We start from the raw sequence: 13,921 nt of genomic DNA, 5'->3' as shown, positions 1-13,921 counted from the left end.
CTCTCTTCGTGGGGCGTCGGTGCGCGGTGTTTCGGTGCGCGGTCTGTCGCCGCTCGATGCGTCGGCGCCTGGTGCATCGGTGCGTGCTGCATCGGTGGGTGGTGGTGCATCGCGACGTGGCCCGTCCGTACGTCGTGCGTCGGTACGTCGTGCGCCGCCGAGCAGGAGCTCGACGATCATGTAGGTGAAGTCCTTGGCGGCCACCCGGCCCTCGGCCACCGCCCAGGCGCCGGAGCCCAGCAGGCCGTACAGCGCCTCGGTGAGCCAGGCCGGGGTGAGGTCGATACGGAACTCGCCGCTCTCCTGGCCGCGCCGGAACAGGGCCGTCAGGCGCTCGTCGATGCGGGTCCAGCCCTGGTTCTGCTCCTCGCCCTCGAACAGCTGGTTCTCGGTGTAGAGGAAGGCGAGCAGGGCGGCCGCCGGTTCGATCGCCCGGACCAGGCGGCGTACGGCATCGCCCGCCGGACCCTCGTCCAGGCGGGCCGTGTCCAGAGCCGCCTCGCACTCCGCGATGCCGAGCGCCTCCAGCGCCCGTACGAGCGCGTCACGTCCGGCGAAGTGACGGTGCAGCGTGGCCCGGCTGATCCCGGCGGCCTTGGCGACCTCGTCCATGGTCGCCGTGGACTTGCGGGTCAGCAGGGCGGCTGCGCTGCGCAGCACGTGGTCACGATCCAAGGCCATGAGACAAGCATAGCCCATGTGAGACATCATTGTCTCATGGTGGGCATGGGTATCTCATCGACGCTGGTCAGAGCCGCCGACTTGTCCGTGCCGGGGCAGCTGCCCGCGCCACTGGGTGGGGGCGGTGGAGCTGAAGTGTCAGGCGCGCTGAGTTTTCGGTGGAGCTGAAGTGTCAGGCGCACCCAGCTGTCAGTGGCAAGTGGTGTCAGTGGCAAGTGGTGTCAGTGGCGCCGAGTGTCACTGCCAGGGCAGCTGTCCGCGCTGCTCCCAGTAGGCGTGGGGGTCCTCGACCAGGGTCGCCAGACGGGTCAGCTGGTCCGCGTCGAGGTCCACGGCCGCCGCGTGGAGGTTGGAGGCCAGCTGGGCGACGGTCGCGGCGCCGGAGAGGACGACACCCGCCCACGGCCGGCGCAGGATCAGGGCGAGTGCGACGGCGTCGGTGCCGAGGCCGGTCTCCGCGGCCACGGCCTTCAGCGCGTCCGGGGCGTACGGCTCGGCGAGCCGGCCGTTGGCCATGCCCTCCTTGACGATCACGGTCAGTCCGGCGTCGTGCGCCTCGGCGAGCGCGGGTTCCGCCGAGGTCTCCAGGGCGTTGTACGTCGACTGGACGGTACGGAAGAGGAGCTCGCCGTCGACGGTCACCGCGAGGGCGGCGCGGATCGCCTCGGCCTGGGCGGGGCCGCTGGTGGAGAAGCCGATGCTGAGGCCCCCGGCGGCCGCCTCGGCGAGCCTGGCGTGCAGTTCCTTGTCGGTGAGGGCCGGGCTGTCCGGGGTCACCGAGTGGATCTGGTACAGATCGAGCCGGTCGCCGAGCAGGGCGTCGGTCTCGGCGCGCTGCCGCTCGTACGTCGCCAGGCCGTGGTCCTTGACCTCGTGCTGTTCGGCGTCGGTGGACCAGCCGGCCGTGTAGGTGTAGCCCCACTTGCTGCCGACGACCACGTCGTCGACGTCCGGGCGGGCCTTCAGCCAGTCGGCGAGGAACTCCTCGGAGCGGCCGTAGGAGCGGGCGGCGTCGAAGTAGCGCACGCCCTGGGCGTAGGCGGCGTCGAGGAGTTCATGGGTGCGGGTGCGCAGCGCGTCGACGCTGCGGTCCTGTCCGAGGTCGTGGTCCCGGCCGAGGTTGATGTAGCCGGGGCGGCCGACGGCAGCGAGGCCGAGGCCGATGTGGGCGGTCGGCGTCGTGGCGTGCGCGAGACGGGCGAAGGGCATCGCGGGCTCCGTTCGGTCGGCTCCGGTACGGCTTGCGACCAACGTAACCCGCGAGGACGCTTCGTTCGGGGAGCCGGGCGCCCGGGAGCTCGGGTGGTACCGGCCCGTCGGCGGGTGCGCGTCGGCCGTGGCCGGTCGCGCAGTTCCCCGCGCCCCTGTCCGGCGCTGCCGTCAGCCGTGCCTCCTGGACGCCGCCCACTCGTGGCCTCGGCCAGCTGGACGGCGCCCGCACCGGAGGCCGTGGCCGGTCGCGCAGTTCCCCGCGCCCCTGTCCGGCGCTGCCGTCAGCCGTGCTTCTTGGCTGCCGCCCACTCGTGCTGGACCGCCACGTCCGCCTTGAGCTCTGCCAGCTGGACGGCGACCGCGCTGGGGGCCGTGCCGCCGCGGCCGTTGCGGGAGGCGAGGGCGCCCGGGACGTTGAGGACGGAGCGGACCTCGGGGGTGAGGTGGGCGGAGATCTTCGCGAACTGCTCGTCCGTGAGGCCGTCCAGCTCCTTGCCCTCACTCTCGGCGACCTTCACGCACTCACCCGCGACCTCGTGCGCCACACGGAACGGCACGCCCTGCTTGACCAGCCACTCGGCGATGTCCGTGGCCAGCGAGAAGCCGGCCGGGGCCAGTTCCTCCATGCGCTCGCGGTTGACGGTGAGGGTCGCGATCATGCCGGTGAAGGCCGGGAGCAGCACCTCCAGCTGGTCGCAGGAGTCGAAGACCGGCTCCTTGTCCTCCTGGAGGTCGCGGTTGTAGGCGAGGGGCAGGGCCTTGAGGGTGGCAAGGAGCCCGGTGAGGTTGCCGATGAGGCGGCCCGACTTGCCGCGCGCCAGCTCCGCGATGTCCGGGTTCTTCTTCTGCGGCATGATCGACGAGCCCGTGGAGAACGCGTCGTGCAGGGTCACGAAGGAGAACTCCTTCGTGTTCCAGATGATGATCTCCTCGGAGATCCGGGAGAGGTTCACGCCGATCATCGCGGTGATGAAGGCGAACTCGGCGACGAAGTCGCGGGAGGCCGTGCCGTCGATGGAGTTGCCGACGCTGCCGTGCTCGAAGCCGAGGTCCTTGGCGACCGCCTCCGGGTCCAGGCCGAGGGAGGAGCCCGCGAGGGCACCGGAGCCGTAGGGCGAGACCGCTGTCCGCTCGTCCCACTGGCGCAGCCGCTCGGCGTCCCGGGACAGGGACTGCACATGGGCCAGGACGTGGTGGGCGAAGAGCACCGGCTGGGCGTGCTGGAGATGGGTGCGGCCGGGCATCGCCACGTCCGGGTGGGCCTCGGCGAGGCCGGTCAGCGCGTCCTGGAGGTCGGCGATCAGGCCGCCGATGATCCGGGCGTGGTCCCGCAGGTACATCCGGAAGAGGGTCGCCACCTGGTCGTTGCGCGACCGGCCGGCGCGCAGCTTGCCGCCCAGGTCCGGGCCGAGGCGCTCCAGGAGACCGCGCTCCAGGGCCGTGTGGACGTCCTCGTCGGCGATGGTGCCGACGAAGGAGCCGTCGGTGACGTCCGCCTCCAGCCGGTCCAGGCCGGCGATCATGCGCGTCAGCTCGTCCTCGGTGAGCAGGCCCGCCCGGTGCAGCACGCGCGCGTGGGCGCGTGAACCGGCGATGTCGTAGGGCGCGAGCCGCCAGTCGAAGTGGACGGACGCGGACAGCTTCGCCAGGGCCTCGGCGGGACCGTCGGCGAAACGGCCGCCCCAGAGCCGTACGTCACCGCTGTTGCTGCTCACTTGCGTTGCTCCTCGGGAAGTTGGCTGTGTGCGACCGCCTCCCCACCCTTCCAGGCGGGGAGGCGGCTGTCAGGCTGATACGGGCCGGGTGACCCGCGCGGACGACGCCGCCCGCGTCAGGCCAGGTCCCGCTTGGCCGCGATCTTCGACGACAGGCTGTAGATGTCGATGAAGCCCTTGGCCGCGGCCTGGTCGAAGGTGTCGCCGGTGTCGTAGGTGGCGAGGTTGAAGTCGTACAGGGACGACGCGGAGCGCCGGCCGGTGACGACTGCGCGGCCGCCGTGCAGGGTCATCCGGATGTCGCCGCAGACATGCTGGTTGGCCTCGTTGATGAAGCCCTCCAGGGCACGCTTGAGCGGGGAGAACCACTGGCCGTCGTAGACCAGTTCGCCCCAGCGCTGCTCGACCTGCCGCTTGTAACGGGCCAGCTCGCGCTCGACGGTGACGTTCTCCAGCTCCTGATGGGCCGTGATGAGCGCGATCGCGCCCGGCGCCTCGTACACCTCGCGGGACTTGATGCCGACCAGCCGGTCCTCGACCATGTCGATCCGGCCGATGCCCTGGGCGCCGGCGCGCTCGTTGAGCTGCTGGACGGCCTGCAGGACGGTGACGGGCCTGCCGTCGACGGCGACCGGGACGCCCTGCTCGAAGGTGATGATCACCTCGTCGGCCTCGCGCGGGGTGGCGGGGTTGGAGGTGTACTCGTAGATGTCCTCGATCGGGGCGTTCCAGATGTCCTCCAGGAAGCCCGTCTCGACCGCGCGCCCGAAGACGTTCTGGTCGATGGAGTACGGGGACTTCTTGGTGGTGGCGATCGGGAGCTTCTTCTCCTCGCAGAAGGCGATCGCCCTGTCCCGGGTCATGGCGTAGTCGCGGACCGGGGCGATGCACTTCAGGTCGGGGGAGAGGGCGACGATGCCGGCCTCGAAGCGGACCTGGTCGTTGCCCTTGCCGGTGCAGCCGTGGGCGACGGTCGTGGCGCCGTGCTTCTGCGCGGCGGCCACGAGGTGCTTGACGATCGTCGGCCGGGAGAGGGCGGAGACCAGCGGGTAGCGGTCCATGTAGAGGGCGTTGGCCTTGATCGCCGGCAGGCAGTACTCGTCGGCGAACTCGTCCTTGGCGTCGGCGACCTCGGCCTCGACGGCACCGCAGGCGAGGGCGCGCTTGCGGATGACGTCCAGGTCCTCTCCGCCCTGGCCGACGTCCACCGCGACGGCGATGACCTCGGCGCCCGTCTCCTCGGCGATCCAGCCGATGGCGACGGAGGTGTCCAGACCGCCCGAGTAGGCGAGTACGACGCGCTCGGTCACGGGTTTCTCCTCACACTGCACTTGCTGACATGCATGAGTATGCAGAACTCTGCATGATTCGTCAATCGACGCCCTCGGGCGCCCGGCGCTTCGCGAGCGGGCCGACCGGGAGGGCATGACCACCCCGGGAGGGCGGCGGCCGGGACGGCTGGGACCACCGGGGCGACCGGGGCGGCTCCCTGCATGCGGATCCGGCAATTCCTTAGACAAGCGAACGACATGCGCCCATAATCGTTAGACATGGGAAAGACCTATGAGCGCATCGACGGCAGGCTCCGGACGTTCATCGAGGAGCAGCCCCTCTTCTTCACCGCGACCGCCCCCCTCTCCGACGAGGGCACGATCAATCTCTCCCCCAAGGGCCTCAGGGGCTCGTTCGCGGTGCTGGACGCATTCACCCTGGCCTACCTCGACTTCGCCGGATCCAACGCGGAGACCATTGCCCACCTGCGGGAGAACGGCCGGATCACCCTCATGTGGTGCGCCTTCCAGGGTCCGCCGAACATCGTGCGGGTGCACGGCCGGGGCGAGCCGGTCTTCCGCGACGACCCGCGCTTCACAGACCTGCTCGCGCGTTTTCCCGGCATCGACCCGCGGCAGCACGGACTGCGCGCGATCATCGTCGTCCGCGCCGACCTGGTCCGCGACAGCTGCGGCTACGCCGTACCCCACATGGCCTACGAGGAGGACCGCACACTGCACGGCAAGCGCTTCGCCCGCGAGGACGACGCCTCGCTGAGCGCGTACTTCACCAGGAAGGAGCACATCGCGACCAGCCTGGACGGCCTGCCCGCACTGCCGTTGCCGCTGCCGCCGTCTAGCTTCTGAGCCATGCGCCCTGCCCTCGCCCTCGCCCTCGTGTCCGCGTCCCTGTGCGGCCTCGCCCTCGCGCCCGACCCCACGGTGGTCTCGTTGCCCGCACAGATGGCGGACACCGGGAGCGGTACCCAGCTCATCACCGCCCAGGCACCGGGCACCGACGCCACGTCCGGCACGCTCACCTGGTGGGACCTCAAGGACGGCCAGTGGGTGCAGGCCGGGACCGCACCGGCCCGGTTCGGGTCGAAAGGGCTGGTGGAGGGGGGTGCGCGGGTGCAGGGGACGAGCACGACGCCGACCGGTCTGTACGACCTCCCGTTCGGGTTCGGGATCAAGCCCGCGCCCGCCGGCACCCGCGTCGCCTACCGGGCGGTGCAGGACAGCTCCTGGTGGTGCGAGGACAACGACTCCACCTCGTACAACCGCTGGGTGGACCCGCTACCGGCCGACTGCCGGTCCTCGGAGGCCGAGAAGATGAGCTCCTACGGCACCCAGTACGCGTACGGGCTGGTCGTCGGGTTCAACTACGACCGGCCCGTGCGGGGACGGGGAGCCGGGATCTTCCTGCACGTGAACGGGCAGGCCGCGACGGCCGGGTGCGTGTCCGTTCCCGAGGACGCGATGCAGCAGATCCTGACGTGGGCGGATCCCGCCGCGAAGCCGCACATCGCGATCGGCACCGTGGACGGTGCCACGGCCCTCACACGGTACTGACGTCCTCCCCCAGGGGCAGCAGCACCGTGAACGCCGTGTCCCCGGGCCGGCTCTCCAGGCCCACGCTCCCGCCGTGCGCCTCCACCACCGCCGCCACGATCGACAGGCCCAGCCCCGCTCCGGCGCCGGAGGCATCCGGGCGGCGGCGGTGCTCGGCCCGGGTGAAGCGCTCGAAGACGTCGGGCCGGACGTCCTCGGGGACGCCCGGGCCGTCGTCGTGGACCGAGAGGCGGGCCGCGCCCTGCGCGGACTCCAGGGTCACCGTCACCTTCGTGCCCGCAGGTGTGTGCAGACGCGCGTTGGCCAGCAGGTTGGCCAGCACCTGCTGGAGGCGGTGGGCGTCGCCCGCAACCGTCACCGGGTCCTCGGGCAGGTCCAGGCCCCAGCGGTGCCCGGGGCCCGCGGCGCGGGCGTCGGTGACCGCGTCCAGGACCAGGTGCGTCAGGTCCACCGGACGGCTCTCCAGCGGTCGGCCCGCGTCGAGGCGGGCCAGCAGGAGCAGGTCGTCGACCATCTCGCCCATGCGGGAGGACTCGGCGGCGATGCGCTCCAGGGCGCGGGTGACCTCGGCCGGCACCGGTCCGGGGTGCAGCAGGGCCAGCTCCGCGTGGCCGCGGACCGAGGCGACCGGGGTGCGCAGCTCATGGCTGGCGTCGGCGGCGAAGCGGCGCAGCCGCTCCTCGCTCGCATGGCGCTTGGTCAGCGCGTCCTCGACGTGGCCCAGCATGCGGTTGAAGGCCGCCGCCACCCGGCCGACCTCGCTGCGGGGGTCGGGGTCCGGGGCGCGGGGCGGCAGGGTCACCTCGCCGCTGGCCAGGGGAAGTTCGCTGACCCGGGTGGCGGTGCCGGCGACCCTGCTGAGCGGGCGCAGCGACCAGCGGACCCAGCAGGCACCGGCCACACCGGTCACCACGAGGGCCAGGCCGAAGACGACTCCCGCCACCAGTTCGAGGCGGTGGACGGTGGCCTGGACGGGCTCCAGGGGCAGACCGACCATCAGGACGTCCCCGTCCCGTCCCTCAGAGGCGACGACCCGGTAGTCGTGCAGGGCGGAGAGACCGATGGTGTGCGGTCTGCCGTCGACCGGTACGGCGGCCAGCCGCCGCAGGTCCGCGGCGGACAGGTCGGCGTTCAGGTCGGCCGAGGGATCACCGCCGCGGATGAGGCCCTTGTTGGTGACCGTGCCGTTCAGCAGACGGGCGCCGAAGGTGCCGGTGGCCATCCGGCGGGTGTCGCCCTGCTCGTCCCCGTCGTGGTCGTCCGGCAGCGCGCCCCGGTGCTCCAGGCTCTCCGGGAAGCGGGTGCCGGCCTGGGCGAGCTGTTCGTCGAGGCGCCGAGTGAGGAAGCCGTCCAGTTCGACGACCGCGGCGAGTCCCACGGCCGCACAGCTCACCGCCAGCAGCACCACCAGGCCGAAGGTCAGCCGGGCGCGCAGGGTGCGGGGGCGGGGCAGGCGCCGCACGGAATTCACCGGGACACCGGTTTCAGGACGTAGCCCGCGCCGCGCACCGTGTGGATCATGGGCTCACGGCCCGCGTCCACCTTCTTGCGCAGGTAGGAGATGTACAGCTCGACCACATGGGCCCGGCCGCCGAAGTCGTAGGACCAGACCCGGTCGAGGATCTGGGCCTTGCTCAGGACGCGGCGCGGGTTGCGCATGAGGAAGCGCAGCAGTTCGAACTCGGTCGGCGAGAGTTCGACCAGCTCACCGGACCGGGTCACCTCGCGGGCCTCCTCGTCCATGACCAGGTCGCCCACGCTCAGCCGCGGGCCCTCCTCCAGCAGGCGGGCCATGCCCGCGCGGCGCAGCAGTCCGCGCAGCCGGGCGACGACCTCCTCCAGGCTGAAGGGCTTGGTGACGTAGTCGTCGCCGCCCGCCGTGATGCCGGCTATGCGGTCCTCGACCGCGTCCCGGGCGGTGAGGAAGAGCACACAGACGTCCGGCCGCACCTCGTGGAGCCCGCGCAGCACGGCGAAGCCGTCGGTGTCGGGCAGCATCACGTCCAGGACGACGGCGTCGGGCAGCAGCTCGCGCGCGGTGGTGAGCGCCGAGGCGCCGTCGCCGGCCGCGCGCACCTCCCAGCCCTCGTAGCGCAGCGCGCCGGTGAGCACCTCCGCGAGGTCGGGGTCGTCGTCGACGACCAGGACGCGCAGCGGGGTGCCGTCGGGGCGGGCGAGGGCCGGGCGGCCGGAGCGGGTGGTGTTCATCGCGTCTCCCAGCATCGCTCGTGCGGACGGCGGCGGGCCGGGCGGGCAGCTGTGAGTTTTCTCTGAGTCTGCAGGTTGCGGCGGCTGCTCAGAGGCCGCTCAGAGATTCGGCGCGCACAGTGGCCCAGCACGACGAACGAAGGGACCAGCGTCATGAGCACCGTGGACGAGCGGCGTACGGCCCCGCCCGTGTCGCCGGCCGCGCGCCGCTCCCCCGCGGTGCTCGTCCTGGCCGTGCTGTGGACCGGGGCGGCGGCCGTGATCGGCCTCTGGTGGGCGGATGCGGGGCCCGTGGTCGCCGCGGCGGGCTGGCTGACCGGGGCCGGACGGATCGCCGGGCTGCTGGCCGGCTACGCCTGCGCGGTGCTGGTCGGCCTGATGGCGCGGGTGCCGCTGCTGGAGGTGCGGATCGGCTCCGACCGGGCCGCGCGCTGGCACGCGATGGCCGGCCGGTACACGCTCTGTCTGCTGGTCACGCACGTGGTGCTGATCCTCGCCGGATACGCAGCCCAGGACCGGGCCCCGCTGTGGCACGAGGCGGTCACGGTCGTCCTGGACTACCCGGAGATGCTCAAGGCCACCGCCGGGACGGTGATCCTGTTCGCGGTCGGCGTCACCTCGGTGCGGGCCGTGCGCCGCCGCACCAGCCACGAGTTCTGGTACTACGTCCACCTGCTCACCTACGCGGCCGTCTTCCTGGCCTTCGGGCACCAGGTGGCCCTCGGCGACGAGTTCAACGGCGCGCCGGCGGCCACCGCCGCCTGGTACGCGCTGTACCTCACGGCGGCGGCCCTGGTGGTCTGGTACCGGATCCTCGTCCCGGTCCGGCTGAACCTGCGGCACCGGATGCGCGTGGAGTCGGTGCACCGGGAGGCGCCCGGCGTGCACTCGGTCGTCGTGCGCGGGCGGCGCCTGGACGAGCTGGGCGCGCGGCCCGGGCAGTTCTTCCGCTGGCGGTTCCTCGGCGACGGCATGGGCCGGACGTCGACGCCGTACTCCCTGTCGGCGGCGCCGCGAACGGACCGCCTGCGGATCACCGTCAAGGCGCTCGGCGACCACAGTGCGGCCGCCGGGCTGCTGCGGCCGGGCACCCGGGTGTGGGCGGAGGGGCCGTACGGCTCCCTGACCGCCGACCGGGCCGCCGGCTCCCGGTCCCTGCTGATCGCGGCCGGTGTCGGCATCACCCCGCTGCGGGCGCTGTTCGAGACGCTGCCCGGCGAGGTCGCCCTGCTGTACCGGGCGCACAGCGCGCAGGACCTCGCGCTCGGCGGCGAGCTGGAGGCCATCGCCCGGTGGCGCGGCGCGCAGGTGCGGTACGTGCTCAACGGGCCGCGCGGGGAGCGCCCCCGCATCACGGCCGAGTCGCTGCGCGCAGCCTTCCCGGGCCTGGCCGGCCACGACGTCTACCTCTGCGGCCCGCACGGCTTCGCGCAGGACGTGTACGCGGCGCTGCGGGAGGCCGGGGTGCCTGACCGCCGCATCCACCACGAGTCGTTCGAGCTGTGAGGACCGAAGTGTCGGGAGATGTGAGGCCGCCGTGCACGCGTTGAACAGGAACCGCCCGCTGCGCCGCATCGTGCTGGCCGGTGCGGCGACCGTCTCCGGAATGGTGCTGCTGCTGGCGCTGAAGCCGCACACGCCTCCCACGGTGGCGACGGCGGGCACCAAGTCACCTGTCGCGTCCGCCGGTCCGGGCCCGGCAGCCGGTTCCGCCACGGGGACCGGAACGGTCACCGGGAACACGGTCCGGACCCGGTGGGGCCCCGTCCGGGTCCGCGTCACGCTGAAGGGCGGCCGGCTGACCGACGTCACCGCCATCAGCTACCCGCAGGACAACCCCCGCGACCAGGAGATCAACAGCTACGCCCTCCCCCAGTTGCGGCGCGAGGCACTCGCGGCCCAGAGCGCGCAGATCGACACGGTCTCGGGAGCCACCTACACCAGCGACGGCTACCGTCAATCGCTCCAGTCCGCCCTCGACTCCGCGGGCCTGTGAACACTCGGCGCATGCGGTGCGTATCTGTGGGCCAAGGGTCAAGTCCCACCGGAGGAACCGTGACCACGACGCTCGCAGGCGGACGTGCCGCCCGCCGCCAGACGATGCGCCGCATCCGCCCGCGCCGCTCCCCGGCCGTACCGCTGCTGCTCGCGGTCTGGGCGGGCGCGGTGGCCGTGCTGTGGCTCTGGTGGCACAACACCCCGTCCATCACCGACGACAACAGCAAGATCCTGAACGCGGGCCGGATCACCGGCCTGCTGGCCGGCTATCTCATGGCGCTGGTCGTCCTGCAGATGGCGCGCGTTCCCGCGCTGGAGCGGCGCGTCGGGTCCGACCGGGTGGCCCGCTGGCACGCGATGAGCGGCCGGTACACGCTCTGCCTGATCGTCGCGCACGTCTTCCTCACCATGTGGGGGTACGCGCTCCAGGCCGGCAAGTCGCTCGGCGACATCGTTCAGCAGACCATCGACTCGGTCGACCAGCTGCCGGACATGGGCAAGGCCGCCATCGGCATGGGCCTGTTCGTGGTCATCGGGCTGACGTCGACCGGCTGGATCCGCCGTCTGCTCCCGTACGACACCTGGTACCACGTCCACCTGTTCACGTACGCGGCGGTGTACCTGACGTTCTGGCACCAGATCAGCACCGGCAACGACTTCGCGGTCGAGCCCGTCGCCAAGACCTTCTGGTACGCGCTGTACGGATCGGTCACCGCGCTCGTGCTCTGGTACCGGATCCTCACCCCGATCCGGCTGAACCTCCGTCACCGCATGCGGGTGGAGGCGGTGATCGAGGAGACGCCGGGCATCGTGTCGGTGCTGATCGGCGGGCGCAGGCTGCACCGCATGGGCGCGGAGGCGGGCCAGTTCTTCCGCTGGCGCTTCCTCGCCCCCGGGATGCGCTTCAGCTCGCACCCGTACTCGCTGTCGGCGGCGCCCCGCCCCGACATGCTGCGGATCACGGTGAAGGCGATCGGCGACCACAGCGCCCGGCTGCGCGAGCTGACCCCCGGTACCCGGGTGTGGGCGGAGGGCCCGTACGGCGCGCTCACCGCGCAGCGGCGCAGCAAGGGCAAGGTACTGCTGGTCGCGGGCGGGGTCGGCATCACGCCGATGCGGGCGCTGTTCGAGACGCTGCCCGGGGCGGCCGGTGACATCACCCTGCTGTACCGGGCCAACACCACCCAGGACCTGGCCCTGTGGGACGAGCTGGCCGCGATCGCCAAGGAGCGGGGCGCCCGGCTGATGTACGCGGTCAACAGCCCCGAGGGCGAGCGGCCGGACATCTCCGCGGAGAACCTCCAGCGGAAGATCCCCGACATCGATCACCACGACGTGTTCATGTGCGGCCCGCCCGGGTTCGCTCAGTCGGTGTTCGAGGCACTGCGCGGCGCGGGGGTCCCCGCGCGCCGTATCCACCACGAGTCGTTCGAGATGTGAGCGGGAGCTGTCAAGCGATGAGGAAGAGCCACCCCATCCGGCGCGTCGTGCTGGCCACCGCCGCCACCGTGTCCGGTGTCGTGCTGCTGCTGTCGCTCAAGCCCTCCTCGGATCCGGCCGCGGCGTCGGCGGCGGGCGCGGCTGCGCAGCAGAACCCGGCGGGGCAGGAGTCGCCGCAGGGCGGTCAGGCGGGCGGTGCGCCGTCCGCCGGGACGGTGACCGGTGATGCGGCCCAGACCCAGTACGGGACCGTGCAGGTGCGGCTGACCGTCGCGAACGGGAAGGTCACCAAGGCGGAGGCGGTGCAGGCACCCAAGGGCGGCCTCAGCGACCAGAAGACCGCGCTCGCCGTGCCCAAGCTCAACCAGGAGGCCGTGGCGGCGCAGAGTGCGCAGATCGACGCGGTGTCCGGGGCGACGTACACGAGCACGGGGTACAAGAAGTCGCTCCAGTCGGCGCTGGACAAGGCGAAGTCCTCGTCGCCGGGCGCGTCCACAGGCTCGTCGTCCGGTTCCGGCTCGTCGTCCGGTTCCGGTTCCGGCTCCTCCTCGGGCTCGGCCCGGACCCGTACCGTGACCGGCAAGGCCGTCCAGACCCAGTACGGCACGGTCCAGGTCCGGATCACGGTCGGCAACGGGAAGATCACCGAGGCGGAGGCGGTGCAGGCGCCCAAGGGCGGCCTCAGCGACCAGAAGACCGCGCTCGCCGTGCCCAGGCTCAACCAGGAGGCCGTGGCGGCCGGGACCGCGAACATCGACGCGGTCTCCGGGGCCACCTACACCAGCACCGGCTACAAGCAGTCGCTCCAGTCGGCGCTGGACCAGGCCGGTGGCTGAGACCGTGGCCGAGCCGGCTGAAGCTCCCGCCGCGGTACGTCATGCGGAGGAGGTCATGGGGACCGTCTTCTCCTTCGACGTCCGCGGCGGGGAACCCCGTGCGGTACGTCAGGCCCTGGAGCTGGCGGTCGCCGGCCTGCACCGGGCCGACGCGCTCTTCTCCACCTACCGCGAGGACAGCGAGGTGTCGCGGCTGGCCCGCGACGAGCTGACCGTGGCGCAGTGCGCCCCGGAGGTGGCCGAGGTGCTGGAGCTGGCGGTCGAGGCGGAGCGGGTGAGCGAGGGGTGGTTCAGCACGCGGTACCAGGGGGTGCTGGATCCGACCGGGATCGTCAAAGGCTGGTCCGCCGAGCGGGCGGCGCGGCTGCTGGCCGCGGTGGACGGGGTGTGCGGGGTCAGTGTGAACGGCGGCGGGGACGTCCAGATGCTGGGTGCGCCGCAGCCGCAGCGGCCGTGGCGGGTGGGGGTGGCCGACCCCCTGCGTCCGGGCGGTCTGGCGGCGGTGATCTCGGCCGCGGGGGTGGACGAACTGTCGGTGGCGACCTCCGGTACGGCCGAGCGCGGGGCGCACATCGTGGACCCGCGCACGGGCCGGCCGGCGGTGACGGACCTGGTGGCGGTGACGGTGGTCGGGCCACGGCTGACGTGGGTGGACTGCTGGGCCACGGCGGCGTTCGCGATGGGGTCGAGGGCGGGGCTGGCGTGGCTGGAGTCGCTGCCGGACGTCGAGGGGCTGCTGATCACCGCGGGCGACGAGGTTCGGTGCACCGGGGGGCTGGCGACGCGACTGGGCTGAGGATCGGACATTTCCTTCCTTTTACCATGAAATGCCATCCAAGTTGCGCCGTGCGCCGTATCCCCTGTGAAGCAAGTTTCGGGAGGAACAACATGGCCATCTTCAGCAGTCTCATGCCAGCCATGCACCGGGACCACGGCGACAGTACGTCGAACCACCGTGGTGACCGACACGACCACGGAGACCATGACC

Annotated in this window: 12 protein-coding genes and 1 pseudogene; 7 read left to right on the top strand and 6 right to left on the bottom strand. The window is 72.1% G+C overall.

Annotation, left to right across the window (positions count from 1 at the left end):
* Nucleotides 1-132: 132 nt before the first annotated feature.
* From ACFZCP_RS14095 to ACFZCP_RS14080, 4 genes and pseudogenes are all read right to left on the bottom strand, one after another.
* Nucleotides 133-681, bottom strand: a pseudogene (locus ACFZCP_RS14095) (TetR/AcrR family transcriptional regulator); the annotation flags it as partial.
* 237 nt (nt 682-918) lie between these two features.
* On the bottom strand, nt 919-1,890 hold the full coding sequence (locus ACFZCP_RS14090; protein WP_391427117.1) for an aldo/keto reductase: 972 nt from the start codon (nt 1,888-1,890) through the stop codon (nt 919-921).
* A 284-nt stretch (nt 1,891-2,174) separates the two neighbouring features.
* The gene (gene argH / locus ACFZCP_RS14085) at nt 2,175-3,608 is read right to left on the bottom strand and encodes an argininosuccinate lyase (RefSeq protein WP_391427115.1); all 1,434 of its coding nucleotides are present in this window, start codon (nt 3,606-3,608) and stop codon (nt 2,175-2,177) included.
* 116 nt (nt 3,609-3,724) lie between these two features.
* The gene (locus ACFZCP_RS14080; protein WP_391427113.1) at nt 3,725-4,918 is read right to left on the bottom strand and encodes an argininosuccinate synthase; all 1,194 of its coding nucleotides are present in this window, start codon (nt 4,916-4,918) and stop codon (nt 3,725-3,727) included.
* Nucleotides 4,919-5,158: 240 nt separating this feature from the next.
* On the opposite strand from ACFZCP_RS14080, the gene ACFZCP_RS14075 reads away from it, so the two are divergent.
* Nucleotides 5,159-5,746 (top strand): pyridoxamine 5'-phosphate oxidase family protein, encoded by a 588-nt coding sequence (locus tag ACFZCP_RS14075; protein ID WP_391427111.1) that lies wholly within the window; start codon nt 5,159-5,161, stop codon nt 5,744-5,746.
* 3 nt (nt 5,747-5,749) lie between these two features.
* Entirely contained in the window at nt 5,750-6,451 is a 702-nt protein-coding gene (locus ACFZCP_RS14070; protein ID WP_391427109.1) for a L,D-transpeptidase family protein, read from the top strand.
* On the opposite strand, the gene ACFZCP_RS14065 is transcribed toward ACFZCP_RS14070, so the two are convergent.
* Both ACFZCP_RS14065 and ACFZCP_RS14060 read right to left on the bottom strand, forming a co-directional pair.
* Nucleotides 6,438-7,913: an ATP-binding protein gene (locus tag ACFZCP_RS14065; RefSeq protein WP_391427107.1), complete on the bottom strand. Its 1,476-nt coding sequence runs from the start codon at nt 7,911-7,913 to the stop codon at nt 6,438-6,440. The genes ACFZCP_RS14070 and ACFZCP_RS14065 overlap by 14 nt on opposite strands.
* 5 nt (nt 7,914-7,918) lie before the next feature.
* The gene (locus ACFZCP_RS14060) at nt 7,919-8,659 is read right to left on the bottom strand and encodes a response regulator transcription factor (RefSeq protein WP_362686603.1); all 741 of its coding nucleotides are present in this window, start codon (nt 8,657-8,659) and stop codon (nt 7,919-7,921) included.
* A 153-nt stretch (nt 8,660-8,812) separates the two neighbouring features.
* Here ACFZCP_RS14060 and ACFZCP_RS14055 point away from each other — a divergent pair, with 153 nt between their 5' ends.
* From ACFZCP_RS14055 to ACFZCP_RS14035, 5 genes are read left to right on the top strand one after another with little or no spacing between them, the layout of a single operon-like run.
* On the top strand, nt 8,813-10,165 hold the full coding sequence (locus ACFZCP_RS14055) for a ferric reductase-like transmembrane domain-containing protein (RefSeq protein WP_391427104.1): 1,353 nt from the start codon (nt 8,813-8,815) through the stop codon (nt 10,163-10,165).
* Between the two features lie 31 nt (nt 10,166-10,196).
* The gene (locus ACFZCP_RS14050) at nt 10,197-10,655 is read left to right on the top strand and encodes an FMN-binding protein (RefSeq protein ID WP_391427102.1); all 459 of its coding nucleotides are present in this window, start codon (nt 10,197-10,199) and stop codon (nt 10,653-10,655) included.
* Nucleotides 10,656-10,714: 59 nt separating this feature from the next.
* A complete protein-coding gene (locus ACFZCP_RS14045; protein ID WP_362686594.1) occupies nt 10,715-12,097 on the top strand; it encodes a ferredoxin reductase family protein in 1,383 nt (460 codons plus the stop codon).
* A 17-nt stretch (nt 12,098-12,114) separates the two neighbouring features.
* Entirely contained in the window at nt 12,115-12,933 is an 819-nt protein-coding gene (locus ACFZCP_RS14040) for an FMN-binding protein (RefSeq protein ID WP_391427099.1), read from the top strand.
* Entirely contained in the window at nt 12,926-13,729 is an 804-nt protein-coding gene (locus tag ACFZCP_RS14035) for an FAD:protein FMN transferase (RefSeq protein WP_391427097.1), read from the top strand. The genes ACFZCP_RS14040 and ACFZCP_RS14035 overlap by 8 nt, the downstream gene beginning before the upstream one ends.
* The last annotated feature ends 192 nt before the right edge of the window (nt 13,730-13,921 follow it).

It is taken from the genome of Streptomyces sp. NPDC007971 (assembly GCF_042958635.1).
In the GTDB taxonomy this organism is placed as follows: domain Bacteria; phylum Actinomycetota; class Actinomycetes; order Streptomycetales; family Streptomycetaceae; genus Streptomyces.
This window is presented reverse-complemented; position numbering and strand designations above follow the sequence as displayed.